Raw genomic sequence first — 19,528 nt, 5'->3', positions numbered from 1 at the left:
GCATGATTGATTCAAAAGAAAAAATTATTAATTATTTTAAATCAGGTATTAAAGAACCCAAAAATTTTAAAATTGGGATCGAACATGAAAAATTTTTATTTAATAATTCGGATAATAAAAGGATTGATTATTTAAAAATAAAAAAAATGTTTACAGCTCTGCTTGAATTTGGCTGGAACCCAGTTTTTGAAAAAGAAAATATCATTGCTCTTAATAAAGGTGGAAAAAATATAACTCTTGAACCAGGTAATCAGATAGAGTTATCGGGAGATAAATTAAATCATATGCACGAAGCTTGTGCGGAGTCACAAGACTATTTATTTGAATTAAAGCAAGTTACAAAAAAATTAGATATAAAAATTGTTAGTGCAGGATTCGATCCAATATCTAAATTAAATGAAATCCCAAATAATCCTAAACAAAGATATGAATTGATGACTAAGGATATGCCTCTAGGTGGTAAACTTAGTTTAGATATGATGTATCGAACATGCGGTACACAGTTAAATATAGATTATAGTTCAGAAGATGATTTTATTAAAAAGTTTAGAGTAGCAAACTCAATTGTACCTATTGCAATTGCTTTGTTTGCTAATTCCTCAATTGTGGAGAAAAAAAATAGTAAATATTTATCCTTTAGATCTAAAGTATGGCAAAGTACTTCTAGAGGTGGATTGCCTAAATTATTTTTCGAAAATATTAATTTTGAAAAATATGCAGATTTTATAATTAATTTTCCTATATTATTTATACAAAATAAAGATCAGTATATTTCAGGTAGAAATTATATTTTTAAAGATTTTATGGAAGGAAAAATCCAAGAAATTGGAAATAGACTTCCAACTGAAGCAGACTTAACAACTCACTTGAGCACAATATTTACTGAAAACAGAGTTAAAAAATATATTGAATTGAGATCAATGGATACCTGTGGTTGGGATTGTTTATGTGCAGGACCAGCTTTCAACATAGGTATGCTTTACGGAAATTTAGACGAAGTTCATGAACTAATTTCAACATGGGACATCGATAAAATAATTAACGCTTATCTAGAGGCACCACAAAAGGGATTTAATACTCAATTAATGGGTAAAGATCTTCTTCATTGGTCATCTAAACTTTTAGATCTTTCAAGAAAAGGTTTAGAGAATAGAGATGTTTTAAGTAAAAAAGGTAATAACGAGACTATATTTCTAAATCATCTACAAAAAGTAATTGATAGCAAGACAACAAACGCAGATCATATGATTAGTAAATTTTCAAAAAACGAAAATTTAGACGAATTGTATGATAAATAAAATTGTTGCTGTTCAAGGAAACCATCCTTCTAAACTAAATCCTTTAACGGATACAAGTGTTTTTTTAGCAAACGAAATTCAGAACAAAAAATATAAAATTTTCTATTACGATCCAAAAGATTTATCAATTGTTAATTCGAAAGTTACAGCCACAGGTTTTTTTATTAAATTTAACTACAGCAATAAAAAATTTTATAAAATTACAAAAAAACAAAATCTAGACCTAACAAAATGTAAATTTATTCTAATTCGCCAAGATCCACCTTTTAATCTTGAGTATATTTCAACAACATACATTTTGGATACAATTAAGACTAAAGTTAAAATAATTAACAATCCTACCTCTATAAGGAATATTTCTGAAAAATTGTATTCATCTAAATACCAAAAATACATGCCAGCTACTATTTTTAGTCAAAATATGGATGAAATTAAAAAATTTTTCAAAAAAAACAAAAAAGTCATTTTAAAACCCATCCATAGTTTCAGTGGAAATGATATTCATTTGTTAACTAAATTTAATCCAAAATTAGTTAATAAGTTTATAAAAAAACATGATCATATCGTGTGCCAAAAATTTCTTCCTAAAATAAGTAATGGAGACAAAAGGGTTTTTATTATTAATGGGAAAGTATGTGGAGCAATTTCTAGGGTTCCAAAGAAAGGTTCAATTTTAAGTAATATGAGTAAAGGAGCAAAACCTGCTAATATAAAATTAACAAGTAAAGAAATTAAAATTTCAAAACTAATTGCAAAAGATTTAAAAAAAGAAAATATTTTTTTTGCAGGAATTGATTTTATAGATCAACAACTCAATGGAGATATAAATGTTACATCTCCAACTGGACTAAAAACACTTTATGATCTATCAGGAATAAATTTAGCTAAAACTTTTTGGAAACAGCTTAAAGCGTGAAAAATTTAACTAATCAGCAAAAAGGTTCATTGATGGCTTTTATAGGAGTTATGTTTATAACCCCTGACTCATTACTAATTAGATTATCAAATATTGATACTTGGGGGATGCTTTTTTACAGAGGCGCAATACCGTTTTTAGTAGTTTTAGTTGGTCTTCTTTTGTTTTATAAAAATAATTTCTTAAAAGCTTTGTTTAAAATTGGTTATCCAGGTATTTTTTATGTAATTAGTTTTTCTATTTGTAATATTACTTTTATTATTTCAATTCAAAATACTAATGTAGCAAATACTTTATTAATGGTAGCTCTTGCACCAATGCTCTCTGCGATCTTAGGGGCTATTTTCTTAAAAGAACAACCAGATAATAAGACTTGGGTTGCTATAATAATTACCTTTATTGCTTGTGTTTATATTTTTTACGACTCTTTAAGTCTTGGAAATTTTTATGGAGATATTTTTGGTTTAATAACTTCTTTCGGATTAGCTTGTAACGCGAACATTGCAAGATATGCAAAATCAACCGATTTAGTGCCTGCTGCTGTAATTGGAAAATCTTGTGTTGCTATATTTGCCTTTTTCTTTGTTAAAGACTTTGCATTAGTGGGAAATGATCTTTTTTATATACCTTTAATGTGTGTGATGTGTGTAGCCATACCATTTGTTTTGGTCACCATAGCACCAAGATTTATCACAGCAGCTGAAGTTAACCTTTTTTTCCTTCTAGAGACAATTCTTGGACCAATATGGGTGTGGATGGTTATTAAGGAACAGCCTTCTAACGAGACTATCTATGGAGGTATAGTTATTATTATAACCATTGCAATTCACTCTTTACTAGCCATAAAAAAAACACAAACCAAAACTACCTAGCCGGAAATTGTTAAATTAAAAAATTTATAAATGCAAAAAGAAGTAAAAAAATCTTGGGCTCTATTTATTGGGATAGGGGTAATGATGATTGGTCATGGGTTGCAATTACAGGTCATGGGTATTAGGGCAGTACTTGAAGATTTTAGTGTTTTAACAACAGGTATATTTATGTCAGGATATTTTGTTGGATACTTTGTTGGCTCAAGAACCACACCTAATTTTGTTTCAAAAGTTGGTCACATAAGAGTTTTTGCTGCATTTGCTTCACTTGCATCTTTAAGTGCTTTAATCGCTGTTGTTTATATAAATCCCTTCATGTGGACAATTAGTAGGTTCATAACAGGTATAAGTTTAGTTAGTTGTTATGTGGTTACTGAAAGCTGGTTAAATGATAGAGCAACTAATAAAAATAGAGGGCAACTATTGTCTGCTTATATGATGGTAATCTATTTTGGATTAGCTATAGGTATGTTGCTACTTAATGTAAGCGAACCAGAGGAATATGAACCATTTATTTTGGTTTCTATTTTGCTTTCTATTGCACTTGTTCCTATTTTATTAACTAAAAGACCTGCGCCTAAATTTAAAAAGATAGAGACAATAAGTATTAAAGAATTATATAAAATTTCTCCACTAGGTTCATTGAGCTCATTCTTTACTGGCATTATTCATGCAGCATTCTTTTCTTTAATATCTGTTTATGCAACTCTTGCAAAATTTAGTTTGGTTGAAACATCAATACTTTTATTTATCGCAACAATCGCAGGCGTGATTGGTCAAGGCCCAATTGGTTATTTCTCGGATACATTTGACAGAAGAAAAGTAATCGTAATAACAACTTTTGGAAGTTCTTTTTTAGCTTTTGTATCAATTCTCACTTCAAATGATCCAATTCAAAATATTTATTACATGGATGAATTTGCTTTAAGAAAAATTATATTTTTTATTGCTGTGGGACTGTATTCAAGTTTATGTCTTCCTTTGTTTTCTCTTAACCTTGCTCATACAAATGACTTCGTTCCTAAATCAAAATTCGTTGCAGCAGGAGGTGGCTTACAGTTTATCTTTGGTGTAGGTGCAATTAGTGGTCCTATTTTGTGTTCTATATTTATGGAATGGTTTGGTTTAAATGGTTTATTTATTTTTTTAATTATTGCTCACGCAATTATCGGAATTTTCGGTTTATATAGAATGAGAGTCAGAAATACTGTAGAAAATCCAGATTCAACTTTTACTCCAGTCCCAGCTACTATAACACCAGCTGGATTAGAATTAGATCCTGATGCAAAACCAATTGAGGAAACAAATTACCAACAACAAAAAAATTAATTTTTAGTTTTCAATCTATCTATATAACTGGACATTTTTAATAGAACTTGTTTTTTTGTCAGCCGATCTGATCTAATCAAAATAGAGTCTCTTACTCTAATTAGTGGACTGTGCTTTCTATTTTTGTCAGTTAAAGTACGTTTTTTCAAAGACTTTTTTACCTCCTTTAATGGTAATTTCTTTTTAATATCTAACCATCTTCTATAACTTGCAACATTTAAACTGCATTTAAAATAAAATGCTAAATCATACTTGGGGTTTTTTGATAATATTTTACTGGCAATATCCCTCCCCTCAACACATATTCTTTTATTTTTTCTAATTATAGAAATTTGTACTTTATTCACAATTTCTCTAATTTTTTTAATTTTTGCTAAACCAGCTACGTGATTGCTAATTTGCTCTGAATGTAAATTTTGTTTTGAGATTTTTTTATAAGAAATGTTTTTAAATTTATTTTTTACAAAAGTAATTTGATTTTTAGGTTTGTGTTTGATTATTAGCTTACTAGCATACCTGTATAAAAGTCCTGAATTTATTAGAAGTAATTTATATTTTTTAGATATAAGTTTTGCAGCTGTACTTTTACCGCTTGCTGATTCTCCATCACAAGCAATAATTAGTTTTTTTTGTCTGGTCATTTAGTCTTATGCGTATATAGATTTTAATATGACTTGTCTAATCTAACAGATTAATTTTATCTCCTATTGTAATTTCTGAAGACGATAATATTTGACATCTAAGTCCACCTTTTCTCATAAATTCCTTAAGAACATTTTTTTGATCAAGCATTTCGGTAAGATGTCTACAAGGACGGCATAATTCAATACCCTCCAATTCAACATTTCCTACTTTTAATTTTTTCCCAATTAAATCATTTAATTGAATACCTTTTGTAACAATATTTCGTCTAAAATCGATGTAAGGTATATTTAGTCCAAATTTAATATTATATTCATCAATATTCTCAGACTCTATTAAAGATAATTGATTGTAAGGATCATTAAAATCATGAAAATGTCGATCACCTACTATTCCTTTATTTGCTAAAACCTCAATTGAATTTACTTCCTTGATTGGTTGATTGTTGTTGGCAGCAATTCCTAATTTAAATACTTCGGCCATAAATTATTGAAGAAATAGTTGAGCTCATATAATCTTTTCAAAATAATATGACTTATCTATCATCAAATCAACTTAAACAGTATGAAGATCAGGGTTATATAGCCCCTATTAAAGTTTTGTCTAGTAGCGAAGCATTGGAGGCAAGAAAAGAAATAGAATTAATTGAAAAAAAAATGCCAAATGAAATAGATAAGTCAGGAAGATATAATGTTCATTTAATTTCACCAAAACTTGATTCGATAGTTCATAATTCAAAAATTTTAGATGCAGTAGAAAGTATTATTGGAAAAAATATCTTAGTTTGCAGCACTACTTTATTTATTAAAAACCCAAATGAACAAGATTTTGTAAGCTTTCACCAAGATGCAAAGTACATAGGATTAGAGCCTCTCAATTGGGTTACAGCATGGGTAGCATTAACAAACTCAAATGAAAATAATGGGTGTATGAAAATGTGGCCTAAATCACATTTAAATATTAAAGATCACAATGAGAAATATAATGAAGGCAACTTACTTACTAGAGGCCAAACAGTAGAAAATGTACCTGAGGACGAAGTTAAATCTATAGAACTTAAAGCTGGTCAAATGTCTTTGCATCATCCAAGAGTAGTACATGGATCAGGAATTAATAAGAGTAATGATAGAAGAATAGGATTTGTTATCCAAAGTTATATAGGAACAAATGTAAAGCAAACCTTAGGTAAAAATAGTGTTCAAGTTGCAAGAGGAGAGGATAAATATAATTATCATGAAATTATAAAAAGAACTAATGCTTTAATGAGTAAAGAAAGTATTTTACTTCGAAAAAAAGAAAATGATTATTTGCAGGAAATTTTTTATAAAGGTGCAAAACAAAAAGGATCTTATTAATTTTTAAATATGGGAGATTTGAATAAAGCACCAAATGATTTTTTTGATAATTGGAATAAGATACAATCAATGTCATATAAAAACGTCATTGAACTACATGTTAAGAGAAGTAGTGAAAAAAAAATATTAGCTTTAATTCAATTTGAATTAGATCAATTTTCAGAAAATGTTCAAAGTGATTTAGTTATTTCTGAAACAAGTTCTTTCTATCAAGAAATATCTAATCTTTTCAGAGATTCAAACTGGTGGTCAACAGCCACAGTAACAGATGCTTGTAGATATTATTTAAACTGTGCAAGAAATAATATTTCTTATTTTGAAAACTATGTAGAGGCAGATAGTGATTTGTCTCAAAATCAGAAAAATGAGATATTTGCCTTATATCAATTATGTACTTTATTCGTTTCTTGGAATGCTATTAAAGAAAAACAGATCAGAGAAATTATAGATATAAGAAAAAGTTTATTTTTTAGATAAAATTTGAAAACGTGAACAAAGAAAACGCAAGTAAACTCTGGAAAATTATTCAGGAAGCTGGGGATTATTTGGTAGGGCAATTACCTGACCACCCAAATCACCCTAAAGGAAGAAATCCCTACGCTCATGTTGCTATCTGTGTGAAAAGTAAATTCAATGCAAGTTATAAAGATATTCCTGATGAACAGTTTCATGAAGTTATAAAATATATTGAGTTTTTAAAAGAAAATCCTAGTTAGCTTTAATCGTATTTAACAATTCATCAACATCACTATCTTTAGTATTCCAAGCGGCAACTAATCTCACCGCTTTTCCATCTAATTCTTCTTGATTCATTTTGTAACCTTCGGAATTTAGATGTTCTATTTTTTTTCTTGGAAATTTTGCAAATACTTCATTTGCTTCTGTTGGATAAGCAATTTCAATATCATTATGCTTGCTTAAACCATCACTTAATTTTTTACCCATTGCATTAGCGTGTTTTGCGTTTTTTAACCAAACATCATTTGAAATGTAGGCATCTAATTGAGCAGAAACAAAACGCATTTTAGATAATAAATGCCCTGCTCGTTTCATTAAAAAAGCTATATCACCTACTAATTCTTTCTTAAAAAAGATGATTGCTTCAGCTGCTAGACATCCATTCTTGGTTGCTCCAAATGACAATACATCGACCCCAGATTTCCATGTCATTTCAGCAGGAGTTACATCTAAAGATACCAACGCATTAGCAAATCTAGCGCCATCCATATGTAAATTTAAATTATGTTTATGAGTTATTTCTCCAATTTTTTTAATTTCATCTAATTGATAAACTTCACCTGTTTCACAAACCTGAGTGATACTAACTGATGAAGGTTGCGTGTGATGAACAATTCCTTTTCCACCTATCGATTGATCCAGCTCCTCTGCACTTATTTTTCCCATTACTCCATTTAGAGTAACTAACTTTCCTCCTCCTGTATAAAATTCAGGTGCACCACATTCATCAGTATTTATGTGAGACATCTTATGACAATAAATGTTTCCATAAGAAGGTGTCATTGTAGATAATGCTAAAGCATTGGCGGCTGTTCCTGAGGCAGTAGGAAAAACAATTACTTCCTTTTCAAATATTTCTGAAAACTTGTCTTGTAATTCAGTTGATAAAGGATCATTCCCATAAGGAGTGCTATCTCCTTCATTGGCTTTTAAAATTGCATCTAATACCTCAGGACAGGCACCAGCAACATTATCAGAAGCGAATTTAACTCGCTCTCTTTTTATTTTAATTTTTGCCATAATTATTGTTTTGGAAAGTAATTTTTAAGCTCACCCTCTCGGTAAACATCTGCAGTACAACAATGTAAACCACCACCAAAAGCGTAGGCATCTCTAAGTTCTACTGGTACCACTTCCATTCCTAATTTATCTAATTGTTCAGCTTGGTATTTTTCGCTTTTTTCCACACATACAGTTTTAGGATCCAAAACTAAAACATTCATTGATAGCCAAGTTGATGAATAGCATAATGGAGGTGGTTCGTTATGTGCTGGCTGTGCACTGTCTACGATTTCCCAACCATTGTCTTCAAATAATTTTCTTTGTTCCTTAGGAAGTCTTCTTTGAGGATTGTTGATTATTAAACCTTCTTTAATTGGGGTAAAGGTTGCATCAATGTGAATAGGATATGGATCTCCTGGGAAATTTACAGCGTGGACTCTATGATCTTTATAATGTCTCTTTAGCCAATCAATTCCTTTCAAATTAGTTGTAAATCCATGTTGTACAACTAAATCTTTTCCAAATCTCAATACATCTGCTGCATCAAATAATGGTTCTTCCTCAGTGGTTACAAAATATTTTTTTTCAGTCCATTCTAATCTTTTTTGAACACCTATTTTATCTGATAAATAATCTTTTCTATAATCTGCATCCGTTAGTCTTGGCTTTGGAGCTGACTCGTGCCTCATATTAGGATCTTGATTGTAATAATCTTTGAGTAGTGGTCGGTAACATAAATATTCAAACCAACGACAACGATAACTCATTGTAGCCTCTAAGATCTCGTTGCCCACTGTTAACAAAACATCTCTTGGGGGCATACAGCCAAACATAGTTTCTGCTTCCCAATCTGGTGTGGATGTTTTTTGATTAAAATCTATTGGTGTTGGTCGATCAACTTTAATGCCTCTTTTTTGAAGCATGCTTGAAAAATTATCTAATAATTCATTTGCTTTATCGACAGTATCTTTGGTTCTTGGTCCAAACTGACCTCGCATATCACTGTCTTCTGGAACTTTTGCATCTAATGCTGGCTCTGGTGCTGGTATGCAAGTTCCATCCGCTCTTCCAACAATCACATGTTTTAACGGATCCCATTCATTCCAACTATTAACAATAGTTTTATTCTCGCTCATAAAGATTAGTTTTTTATAATATTATGCTCAGGCCCGAAAGGAAATTTTGTAATATTTTCTGCTCCATCTTTACCAATTACTAAAATATCGTGCTCTCTATATCCACCTGCACCAGGATTACCTTCTGGGATCATAATCATTGGCTCCATCGACACGACCATATTTTCCTCAAGAACAGTATCAATATCTTCCCTTAATTCTAATCCAGCTTCTCTTCCATAAAAGTGTGAAAGCATACCAAATGAATGACCATAGCCAAAAGTTCGGTACTGAAGATAACCAAGTTCAGCAAATAATTCATTTAGCTCATGACAAATGTCTGAACATTTAACACCTGGTTTAATCAATTCTAATCCACGTTTATGAACTTTAACATTTGCTTCCCAAGCTTTAAGTGAAGCATCATCAGCATGATCTAAAAATAAAGTTCGCTCTAGTGCAGTGTAGTATCCTGAGATCATCGGAAAAGTATTTAAAGATAAAATATCTCCTTTAACTAATTTTCTATTAGTCTTTGGATTGTGAGCTCCATCTGTATTGATACCAGATTGAAACCATACCCAAGTGTCCATGTACTCTGCACCAGGATAGCTTTTAACAATCTCTCTTTCCATTCTATCTCTAGCTGCAATTGCTACTTCGATCTCTGTATTATCTTCTCTTATATTTTTAACTATTTCTTCACCACCGATGTCTGCAATTCTTGCACCATTTCTGATGATCTCAATTTCTTCGTTCGATTTAATCATTCTAAGTTTCATTAGATCTCTTGAAACATCACTAAACACAGAGAAAGTAAAAATAGACCCTATTTTTTCTCGCATATCTAACGTGACATGATCATTTTCTATTCCAATATTTTTTGGAGGTTCATCTCTTCCAATAATTGAAACAATGGCTCTTAAAAAATTATCTCTTTTCCAATCAGTATAAATTACGTTTTCACAATGAGATCTACGCCATGGTTGACTTGCATCAATGTTAGCTGAAATTGTTGAGATTTTATTTTGAGTGATCACACATCCGTATGGTCTTCCAAAAGAGCAATAGATAAAACCTGTGTAGTATGCAACGTTATGCATAGATGTTAAGATAACCATATCAAGACCATTTTGATCCATCACTGATCTAAGTTTGCTTACTCGATCATTATATTCTTTGTCTGTGAAAGGTAATTTTACTTTTTCACCATTTTTAAGTTCAAAAAAATCTGGTCGTTCCATATTAATTTAATGCTATATATCTTTTGTTCCATCTCATTATTAAACTGTAATAAAATATAGATACAAAAAGAAAGAAACCGCCAATTATAGTATTTGTGGATGGTACTTCGTTGATACCAAATAATGGCAACCAAACCCAAAAAATTCCACCTACAACTTCAGTTAAAGATAATAAAGTCAATTCTGCTGCTGGTATCGCTTTAGATCCAATTGAATATAAAATTAAACCAAAACAAACTAGTGTCCCATGCAAAGAAAATAAAGCTCCGTTATAGCTGGATGAAAAGAAAACTAAGTTGTTTGATAAAATCATAATTGTTGCAAACACAAAACAAAAGAAACCTGCAAAAGCAACTGTTGTGAATTTTGGTGTTTCTTTTCTCCATCTAAGAGTTACAGAAAAAACAGAGAAACCAATTGAAGAAGTTAATCCAAACACAAAACCAATTAATGATTTTTCGCCAGTATTTCCAAGTGCCATAATAATGATGCCAACTGTTGCAATTATTATTGATATCCATACGTTAAGAGAAATTTTTTCTTTTAAAAATAAAAATGCCAATAATGCTGTAAAAAAAGGCATTGCTGCTAAACAAAGCAAAGTAACTGCGGCACTAGTATTTGTAATTGAATAAATAAACGTAATCATGGCGATACCTAATCCAGATCCACCGATTACTCCAGATAAACCGATTTTATAATAGTTTTTGTAAAAATTTTTTCCTTCCTCGAAAAATAAATAAAGATTTAATAAGATGAAAATTGTTAAACCTCTGCCAAAAATGTACTGCCAAGGTGCCAATTGCGGATTATCCATGTATCGAACCACTAATGGACCAAACGACCACAGCAGACCAGCAAAAAGTACAACAGGAATGGCTATTCTTGGATTTCTTAACTCTAACATATTCCGAAATCTAATTGTAAATAGAATTTTCTACAACAAAAATACGTTTCTAAACTAAATTTTGATTTGAAAGGTTGGGGAAAAAGCAATCAACGATATCTCCCTTTTTAAATTTTGATTTACCTTCTGGTAACAAAACCCAAATATTTGATTTTACAAATGATTTAATTCTAAAAGACTCTTGACCTTTTAATATTTCAACATTTAGTTTTCCATTTTTAGTTGTGCTTAATTGGCTCTTTACAAATCTTGTGAAATTCTTTTTTTTATCAAAACCATTCGTCAAAATAGCTTTAATTGATTTTTCTTCTGATAATCCTAAGGCATTTAAAATATATGGAATTACAAAAAATCTAAAACATGCAGCTGAAGAAATTGGATTTCCAGGGAGCCCAAATATTGCCTTTTCTTTTCCTTTAATTTTTGCAAACATTATTGGTTTTCCTGGCCTTATTGCAGCACTTTTAAAGTAGCTTGATAACTTAAATTTTTTAATAACGTCAGGTATAAAATCAAACTTACCTGCAGACACTGCACCTGACGTAATAATAATATCATCTTTAGATTTAATTAATTTATTTATTTTTTGTTTAAAAATATTTTGATGATTATCTCTTAATATACTTCCACTTTTAAAATTAAATAAAAAATTTTGATTTAAGTTTTTTATATAGTGTGTGTTAGAATTTCTTACCATCCAATTTGGAATATTGTCTTTATTTGATATTTCGTTTCCAGTTGAAAAAAATAATATATTAATCTTTTTTTTTACTTTAATTTGTTTAATACCCAAGCTCTTAAAAGCTAAAATATGATTTGGTTGTACAATTGTATTTTTTTTTATTATAACCTCCCCTTTTTTATAATCTGAACCAGCAAACCTTACATGGTCATATTTGCTTATTTTATGCTCAATTAGAATATATTTTTTATTTTTTTTATTTGGGTAAAAATTAATCTGCTCAATAGGAATAATTGTATCAAACCCTTTTGGAATTATCCCGCCTGTCATTATCTCTATTGCATCAAATTTTTTAATTTTTTTCTTTAATGGTTTTGAACCAGCAGCAATTGAGCCAATTATCTTGAATTGTTTTTGAGAATTTTTTTTAATTTTATTTGTATCTTTTGAATTAATTGCATATCCATCAAAGGCAGCATTATCACCAGTTGGATAATTTATCTTCGAATATACATTGATAGAAACAACTCTATTTAAAGAATTAGCGCTATTAATTATTTCATCTTTAATTTTAATTTTTGCTTTTTTTAATATTTTCTTGGATTGATCGTAACTTATCATTTCAATATTTCTTTAGCTTTTTCTAAATCTTCTTTTGTATTTATATTAAAGAAAGGATCATTATTTGGAAACTCCATATTAATTATTTTAACTCCAACATTATTTGCCCATAACTCTACTTTTCTTTCTCCATCATTTAAGTCCTTTTCTAACCTATCTAGTAACTTTATTGACCATAAACCAAAAATATTGTGTCTAGTATTATTCGATTTAATAAAAAATAAATCGCTTTCATTAAAATTAATATTTTTAATAAAGTCTTTGAGTATTTGTCTCTTAAAAAAAGGAGTATCCACGGGAAAGGTTGCTATCCATTGGTAATCTCTTTTATTTGTTTTGATCCATTTCATAGCAGATAAAACTCCACATAAAGGACCAAGTCCTTTTTTATAATCTTCAATTTTAGTTATTTTTTCTGAACTTTGAAAATTTATTGAATTATTTGAGACAATCAAAACCTCTTTAAATTGATCAATGATTTCCGACAATACGTAATCTATTAATAGCTTGTTTGCTAAGGTCACTTGTGATTTATCTTCACCAAATCTTTGTGACTTTCCGCCTGCTAGCACTGTGCCTAAAATATTGTTATGATGCATTAACCAAAATATAAAACATTCAAACTTGAATTAAAGAAATTAAATGGACCTAAGAATTTTAGAAATTGCCTCACACACAGAAAACAACAAAGTCCTTGAAAATTACACTCATAAATCTAAACACAAAAATCCATTATGCGGAGATGAGATGGAAATAAGCTTAATTGTTAAAGATGAAGTTGTAAAAGACATGGCTTATCAGTGCAAATCATGTGTTTATTGTCAGGCTTCAGTTAGTTTACTATCAAGAAAAATAAAAGAAAAAAAGATAGAAGAAATTAAAGTATTTATTTTAATTGGAGAGCAATTGTTTGATGACGTTAAAATAACTTTAGAGAAACATTGGAAGGATTTTATGGAAATTTTTGATAAAAAAAACCTCTCCAGGAAAGAATGTTTGCTATTACCTTTAAGAACAATTGCAAAAGCTTTAAAAATTTAAATGATTAATACTTCAAAAACTATTTTGCAGAAAGCATTAATTGCTGGATTTTTTTCAGCGTTCACAATTGGTGTGTTAACAGTACTTACTTACAAAAGTACTCTTGGCTATTTTATAGCAGGGTCTTTTGGCTCTTCCATGGTTTTGTTATTTGGTTTTCCTGAGAGCCCATTTGCTCAACCAAAAAATGTTTTTTTTGGACATCTGGTAACAGCTTTAGTTGGTGTAATTTTTGTTAATTTTATTCCACTACCTATTTATATCAATATTGCAGCTGCAGTTGGTATTGGGGTATTTTTAATGATATTATTGAATGTTGTCCATCCACCAGCTGGTGGAAATCCTATAATGGTAATTATAGGTAGTGCCTCTTACGACTATCTTATTAATCCAATAATTTTTGGATGTATTATTATTCTATTATTGGCAATTATTGTTAACAAATATCTTTTAAAAAAAAATTATCCTTTAAAATAATTTAATGAATTCAAAATATAAAGTTACAAAATTTTCTTCAAAAAATTTTAGTGATACCGAAGATTTAATATCTATTGAAGAGCCTCTTGAAATTTCTCTAAAATATAAATCAGAAGATAAATGGATTAATCAAAATTTATCTATCACAATGAGAACACCAGGTCATGATGAGGACTTGGTAACAGGTTTTTTGTTCAATGAACAAATTATTACATCTTTAGAAGATATTGCTTCTGTTGAAAGTTATGGTGAAAAAGTCGGTCAATACAAAATCCAAAATAAAATCTTAGCAACCTTAATAAATTCAGAAAATGTTAATATAGCGAAAATAAAAAGAGATTTTTTAACCAATTCTTCCTGTGGCGTATGTGGAAAATCTTCATTAGATGCACTTGAGATTGTTAAAAAAAATAAAACTCATGCTTCTGAACCAAAAATTTCAAAAGATATTATAGTTCAATCTCCGAATTCGTTACGAGAGGCTCAATCAGAGTTCAGCAAAACAGGTGGTATCCATGCAAGTGGTCTCTTTAATTCTAGTGGGGAACTGGTAGATCTAAGAGAGGATGTGGGTAGACACAATGCTTTAGACAAACTTATTGGTTGCACTCTAAAAAATGGTAAGCTAGATCCAAAATCTCAATTTATTACATGTTCTGGAAGACTTAATTTTGAGCTGGTTCAAAAGGTTTTAATGACAGATGTTGGCATAATGATTGGTGTTGGTGCGCCAACAAGTCTTGCTATAGATTTAGCGAATAAATTTGACATTACCCTTATAGGTTTCGTAAAGAGGGACAGTTTTAATATTTACACAAATAACAAAAAAGTTATTGTGAACTAAATAATAAAGAAAAGGGTATTTGTGTCAAAAAACATAAGTAATTTATCTGGTAGAATTGGCTTAAAAGACAATTTATTTAAGCAAATTTCAGAAAACACTTTAAGCGAAAAACCGCAGGATATTAAAGAAATTGCCAAAAAACATAACCTTGGGGTTTCAACACTTCATGGAGCTGAGTCATTTTATGAATTTCTAAGACCATCTCATAGAGAAAAGAAAGCTTTTGTTTGTAATGGTAGTGCGTGTATGTGCGCTGGCACACAAGAGAAGTTAAAAGATACTTTAAAAGAAAAACTTGGTGACGATAAAGTTGGAGAAATGTTTTGCTTAGGACATTGTTATGAAAACCATGCATTCCATTATGATGGAGAAAATTATGCTGGGAAGGATATAGAAAAAATTGACCAAATAATTAAAGGTGAAAAAATTAAACAAGATAAATTTTTCTCAAAAAGTTTTGCAACAACAAGTTTTTTAATGGATGATAAACTTTCATCAACTGACCAATTTAAAGATCAATTAAATAAATTTTTAAACACTGATAAAAAAGAAATTGTTAAATCACTTTTAGATTCTAATTTAACTGGTAGAGGTGGTGCTGGATTTCCAACAGGAATGAAATGGGATTTTTGTAGTAAAGCAAAAGGAGAAAAAAAGTATGTTATCTGTAATGCAGACGAAGGTGACTCTGGTGCTTTTTCAGATAGATATTTATTAGAAGACCAGCCTCTAAAAGTCATTTTTGGAATGGTAATGTGTGGCTTTGTAATTGGAAGTGATGAGGGAGTTTTATATATTCGTGGAGAATATCCAAAATCTATTGAAGCTTTAAATGGAAGTATTAATGAACTTAAAAAGTTAGGTCTTCTGGGTGAAAATATTTTAGGAACTGATTTTTCATTCGATCTTGGAATTTGTATTGGTCAAGGTGCTTATATTTGCGGAGAAGAAACAGCATTGATTGCATCTATTGAAGGAAGAAGAGCAGAAGTTGATGTTAGACCTCCTTTTCCTGTTACAGAAGGATTATATAAAAAACCAACTGTTGTTAACAATGTTGAAACTTTAGCAGCTGCTACCGGAATTTTAATAAATGGTGCTGAAAAATTTTCATCTATAGGAAATAAAAAATCTGCAGGTACTAAATTGGTTTGTTTGGATAGTTTCTTTAACAACCCAGGTGTTTATGAAATTGATATGGGAACTCCAATGAAAAAAATATTTAATGAAATTGGTGGAGGATACAAAGAACCATTAAAAGCTTTCCAAATTGGTGGGCCACTTGGTGGTGTGGTTCCATTAAGTGAAATAGAAAATCTTAATTTAGATTTTCAGGAGTTTACTGCAAAAGGTTTTATGTTAGGTCATGCTAGTGTGGTGAGTATTCCTAAAGATTTTTCTATGGCTGAATACATTCATCATCTATTTGAATTTTCTGCTGAAGAATCATGTGGAAAATGTTTCCCTGGAAGACTTGGGTCTTACAGGGGTAAGGAAATGTTTGACCAAGCTAAAAAGAAAACTGCCAAAATACCTTTGAAATTGCTTGAAGAATTGCTTGTTACAATGAAAAAAGGTTGTTTATGTGCTTTATGCGGAGCTATTCCCACTCCTATTCAAAACATCCTAAAATACTTTGGTGATGAAATGAAAAATGATATGGTTAAAGATAATTAATGAGTTCAGAGAAAAGAAAAATTGCTTATATTGACGGAAAACCGTACGAAATCGGTCCAAATCACTCATCTATTTTAAAATTTGTAAAAAGCTATGTAGGAGAAAAAAAAGTTCCTACTTTATGTGATGATCCAAATTTAGCACCTTATGGGGCTTGTAGAGTGTGTTCGGTCGAAGTTGCTTTAGAAAAAGATGGTCCTACAAGAGTAGTTGCTTCTTGCCATACTCCAGTTGCTGAAAATCAACACATATTTACGTCAAATGAATCTTTGAAAGATCTTAGAAAAAATATTGTTGAATTAGTATTAACAGACCACCCAATGGAATGTGATACTTGCGAGGTAAACAACAACTGTGAATTACAAACAGTAGCAAACGATTTAGGGGTATCTGATCACAGATATAACAGTCCAAGACAACATAAAGGAATTCCGAGAGATACCTCTCATGATTACATGAGAATGAATTTAGACAATTGTATCAATTGTGGAAGATGCGTCAGAGCTTGTGATGAAATTCAAGGTTCATTCGTTTTAACAATGAGTGGAAGAGGATTTGAGTCAAGAATAACAACTGATAACGACATGATGTTTGGAGATAGTTCATGTGTTTCTTGTGGTGCTTGCGCACACACTTGTCCAACAGATGCTATCTCAGATGTTTTTCAATCAAAGTCTGCTGCAGTAGATAAAAAAGTTAGAACAACTTGTTCATACTGCGGTGTTGGTTGTAATTTAGAGGCTTCAATTAAAGATGATAAAGTTGTAGCTATTGACACACCCAAACAAACAGAGGTTAACGCCGGACATACGTGTATTAAAGGAAGATATGCATTTAGTTTTTATGATCATCCAGACAGATTAAAAACACCTTTAATTAAAAGAAATGGAAAATTTGAGGAAGCTTCTTGGGATGAAGCTTATGATTATATCAAAAAGGAAATGAATAGAATTACAAAAGAAAATGGTCCAGATGCCTTTGCTGGAATTTCTTCTGCGAGATGTACGAATGAAGAAAATTATGTTTTTCAAAAAATGATTAGAGCTGCTGTAGGAACTAACAGTGTAGACTGTTGTGCAAGAATTTGTCATTCACCAACAGCATGGGGGATGCAACAAACTTTTGGAACGGGAGCAGCGACTAACTCTACAGAAGATATTTATCATGCAGATTTATTTTTAGTGATTGGAGCTAATCCAACTAATGCTCATCCTGTAACAGGTGCTAAAATAAAACAGCAAGTGATGAAAGGTAAAAAACTAATTGTTCTTGATCCAGTAACAACTGAACTAGCAAAACTTGCAGATTACCACATTAAATTAAGACCTGGAACTAACGTTGCAGTTCTAAATATGATGTTGCATTTTATTATAAAATCAAAACTCTATAATGCAGATTTTGTTAGAGATAGAACTGAAGGCTTTGATAATTTCTTAAAAGAGATTGAAAGACAGGATGTAGATCAACTAGCAAAAGTGGCTGGAGTAGATAAACAATTAGTTAAAGAAGCTGCAATTGCATATGCAACTGCTAGAAATTCAATGGAGTTCCATGGTTTAGGAGTTACTGAACACGAACAAGGTTCAAAAACAGTAATGTTAATTGCAGACCTAGCAATGATTACTGGAAACATTGGAAGGAAAGGTGTTGGAGTTAATCCTTTAAGAGGTCAAAATAATGTTCAAGGCGCAGCGGATATGGGATGTCAGCCACACCAAGGTGCTGGATATTTTTCTGTTGCTGAGGAAAAACATCAAGAATTCTATACTGAAAAATATGGAGTAACACATCCAACTAAACCAGGATTAAAAATTCCTCAAATGTTTGAAGCTGCAATAAACAAGGAATTAAAAGGTTTATGGATCATAGGAGAAGATATTGTTCAAACAGATCCTAATAGCGCACATGTTATTGAAGCTATGAACTCTTTAGAACTTTTAGTTGTACAGGAAATATTTATGAGTGAAACAGCAAAATTAGCAACTGTTGTATTGCCTGGTACAACTTTCTTAGAAAAAGATGGAACTTTTACAAACACTGAGAGAAGAATTCAAAGAGTGAACAGAGCTGTACCTCCTCTTCCAGGAACTAAACCTGATGGATTAATTGTAACTGAGATGATGCAGAAATTAGGTTTTGACCAGCCAACTTATGATGCAGATCAAGTTCTAGCAGAAATTGCTGATATTGTTCCCTTCTTTAAGGGAGTTACCAGAGAGAGACTTGGGAAATTTGGATTACAATGGCCAGTTCAAGAAGATGGAACTGATACGAAAATTTTACATACAGAAACATTTAAATTAGGTAAAGGCAGACTTAAAAACTTTGATTGGAAAGAATCATCAGAAATTGAAGCTAATCAAAAAGACTATCCTTTGATTTTGACAACTAGTAGAGTTTTACAACATTACAACGCCGCAACAATGACTAGAAGAACAAAAAATATAAATATTGTAGATGAAGATGTTTTATTAATTCATCCTAAAGATGCTGAGTATAGAGATCTAAACACTGGTGATATTGGAAGACTTTATTCAGGTAGAGGTGAGGTTGCTCTTAAAGTTGAGGTTACAGATAAGGTTAAAGAAGGAATTGTTTTTACTACATTCCATTTCCCAGAACATATGGTTAATATGGTTACAGGTCATGGTAAAGATGAAGAAACAATGTGTGCAGAATACAAAGTATCTTCTGTTGAAGTACAAAAAATTTCTAATCAATTTAAAACAGAAGTTAAACCAAAAGAAAATCAAGCCGAAGTTAGTTAA

The 19,528-nt window shown here is 30.7% G+C and carries 20 protein-coding genes; 12 read left to right on the top strand and 8 right to left on the bottom strand.

The window, feature by feature from the left end:
* Positions 1–2 precede the first annotated feature (2 nt).
* Genes ACTT9R_RS06175 through ACTT9R_RS06160 form a run of 4 tightly spaced genes read left to right on the top strand, consistent with a single transcriptional unit; the run spans position 3 to position 4,415 of the window.
* Positions 3–1,298 carry a glutamate--cysteine ligase gene (locus ACTT9R_RS06175; RefSeq protein WP_440927134.1) on the top strand — a complete coding sequence of 432 codons (1,296 nt, stop codon included), beginning with the start codon at positions 3–5 and terminating at the stop codon, positions 1,296–1,298.
* On the top strand, positions 1,288–2,214 hold the full coding sequence (gene gshB, locus ACTT9R_RS06170; RefSeq protein WP_440927133.1) for a glutathione synthase: 927 nt from the start codon (positions 1,288–1,290) through the stop codon (positions 2,212–2,214). Before ACTT9R_RS06175 ends, gshB begins: the two co-directional genes overlap by 11 nt.
* The gene (locus tag ACTT9R_RS06165) at positions 2,211–3,086 is read left to right on the top strand and encodes a DMT family transporter (RefSeq protein ID WP_440927132.1); all 876 of its coding nucleotides are present in this window, start codon (positions 2,211–2,213) and stop codon (positions 3,084–3,086) included. The genes gshB and ACTT9R_RS06165 overlap by 4 nt, the downstream gene beginning before the upstream one ends.
* 30 nt (positions 3,087–3,116) lie before the next feature.
* The gene (locus ACTT9R_RS06160; protein WP_440927131.1) at positions 3,117–4,415 is read left to right on the top strand and encodes an MFS transporter; all 1,299 of its coding nucleotides are present in this window, start codon (positions 3,117–3,119) and stop codon (positions 4,413–4,415) included.
* On the opposite strand, the gene ACTT9R_RS06155 is transcribed toward ACTT9R_RS06160, so the two are convergent.
* Complete coding sequence (locus ACTT9R_RS06155) at positions 4,412–5,056, bottom strand: (d)CMP kinase (protein WP_440927130.1); 645 nt, start codon at positions 5,054–5,056, stop codon at positions 4,412–4,414. The two genes, ACTT9R_RS06160 and ACTT9R_RS06155, sit on opposite strands and share 4 nt — an antisense overlap.
* Positions 5,057–5,093: 37 nt before the next feature.
* Entirely contained in the window at positions 5,094–5,540 is a 447-nt protein-coding gene (locus ACTT9R_RS06150) for an MOSC domain-containing protein (RefSeq protein ID WP_440927129.1), read from the bottom strand.
* Between the two features lie 47 nt (positions 5,541–5,587).
* On the opposite strand from ACTT9R_RS06150, the gene ACTT9R_RS06145 reads away from it, so the two are divergent.
* From ACTT9R_RS06145 to ACTT9R_RS06135, 3 genes are read left to right on the top strand one after another with little or no spacing between them, the layout of a single operon-like run.
* Positions 5,588–6,412 (top strand): phytanoyl-CoA dioxygenase family protein, encoded by an 825-nt coding sequence (locus tag ACTT9R_RS06145; protein ID WP_440927128.1) that lies wholly within the window; start codon positions 5,588–5,590, stop codon positions 6,410–6,412.
* A gap of 18 nt (positions 6,413–6,430) precedes the next feature.
* Entirely contained in the window at positions 6,431–6,889 is a 459-nt protein-coding gene (locus ACTT9R_RS06140; RefSeq protein WP_440927127.1) for a hypothetical protein, read from the top strand.
* 11 nt (positions 6,890–6,900) lie between these two features.
* A complete protein-coding gene (locus ACTT9R_RS06135; RefSeq protein ID WP_440927126.1) occupies positions 6,901–7,128 on the top strand; it encodes a hypothetical protein in 228 nt (75 codons plus the stop codon).
* Here the strand turns inward: ACTT9R_RS06135 and ACTT9R_RS06130 are convergent.
* The 6 genes from ACTT9R_RS06130 to mobA are packed head-to-tail and all read right to left on the bottom strand — an operon-like array spanning position 7,121 to position 13,320.
* A complete protein-coding gene (locus ACTT9R_RS06130; RefSeq protein ID WP_440927125.1) occupies positions 7,121–8,170 on the bottom strand; it encodes a threonine aldolase family protein in 1,050 nt (349 codons plus the stop codon). The genes ACTT9R_RS06135 and ACTT9R_RS06130 overlap by 8 nt on opposite strands.
* Before the next feature lie 2 nt (positions 8,171–8,172).
* The gene (locus tag ACTT9R_RS06125) at positions 8,173–9,288 is read right to left on the bottom strand and encodes a serine/threonine protein kinase (RefSeq protein WP_440927124.1); all 1,116 of its coding nucleotides are present in this window, start codon (positions 9,286–9,288) and stop codon (positions 8,173–8,175) included.
* 5 nt (positions 9,289–9,293) lie between these two features.
* Positions 9,294–10,511, bottom strand: a complete 1,218-nt coding sequence (locus ACTT9R_RS06120; protein ID WP_440927123.1) for an aminopeptidase P family protein — start codon at positions 10,509–10,511, stop codon at positions 9,294–9,296.
* 1 nt (position 10,512) lies between these two features.
* Positions 10,513–11,418, bottom strand: coding sequence for a DMT family transporter (locus tag ACTT9R_RS06115; protein ID WP_440927122.1), 906 nt, complete (start codon positions 11,416–11,418; stop codon positions 10,513–10,515).
* 49 nt (positions 11,419–11,467) lie between these two features.
* Positions 11,468–12,721, bottom strand: a complete 1,254-nt coding sequence (locus ACTT9R_RS06110; protein WP_440927121.1) for a molybdopterin molybdotransferase MoeA — start codon at positions 12,719–12,721, stop codon at positions 11,468–11,470.
* Complete coding sequence (mobA, locus tag ACTT9R_RS06105) at positions 12,718–13,320, bottom strand: molybdenum cofactor guanylyltransferase (RefSeq protein WP_440927120.1); 603 nt, start codon at positions 13,318–13,320, stop codon at positions 12,718–12,720. The genes ACTT9R_RS06110 and mobA overlap by 4 nt, the downstream gene beginning before the upstream one ends.
* A 43-nt stretch (positions 13,321–13,363) precedes the next feature.
* Here mobA and ACTT9R_RS06100 point away from each other — a divergent pair, with 43 nt between their 5' ends.
* The 5 genes from ACTT9R_RS06100 to fdhF are packed head-to-tail and all read left to right on the top strand — an operon-like array spanning position 13,364 to position 19,528.
* Positions 13,364–13,762, top strand: coding sequence for an iron-sulfur cluster assembly scaffold protein (locus tag ACTT9R_RS06100; protein WP_440927119.1), 399 nt, complete (start codon positions 13,364–13,366; stop codon positions 13,760–13,762).
* A complete protein-coding gene (locus ACTT9R_RS06095) occupies positions 13,763–14,239 on the top strand; it encodes an HPP family protein (protein ID WP_440927118.1) in 477 nt (158 codons plus the stop codon).
* Positions 14,240–14,243: 4 nt separating this feature from the next.
* Positions 14,244–15,083: a formate dehydrogenase accessory sulfurtransferase FdhD gene (gene fdhD, locus ACTT9R_RS06090; protein ID WP_440927117.1), complete on the top strand. Its 840-nt coding sequence runs from the start codon at positions 14,244–14,246 to the stop codon at positions 15,081–15,083.
* A 21-nt stretch (positions 15,084–15,104) separates the two neighbouring features.
* Positions 15,105–16,760, top strand: coding sequence for an NADH-ubiquinone oxidoreductase-F iron-sulfur binding region domain-containing protein (locus tag ACTT9R_RS06085; RefSeq protein ID WP_440927116.1), 1,656 nt, complete (start codon positions 15,105–15,107; stop codon positions 16,758–16,760).
* Positions 16,760–19,528 carry a formate dehydrogenase subunit alpha gene (gene fdhF, locus ACTT9R_RS06080; RefSeq protein WP_440927115.1) on the top strand — a complete coding sequence of 923 codons (2,769 nt, stop codon included), beginning with the start codon at positions 16,760–16,762 and terminating at the stop codon, positions 19,526–19,528. Before ACTT9R_RS06085 ends, fdhF begins: the two co-directional genes overlap by 1 nt.

Source organism: Candidatus Pelagibacter sp., from assembly GCF_052049835.1.
Lineage (GTDB): Bacteria > Pseudomonadota > Alphaproteobacteria > Pelagibacterales > Pelagibacteraceae > Pelagibacter.
This window is presented reverse-complemented; position numbering and strand designations above follow the sequence as displayed.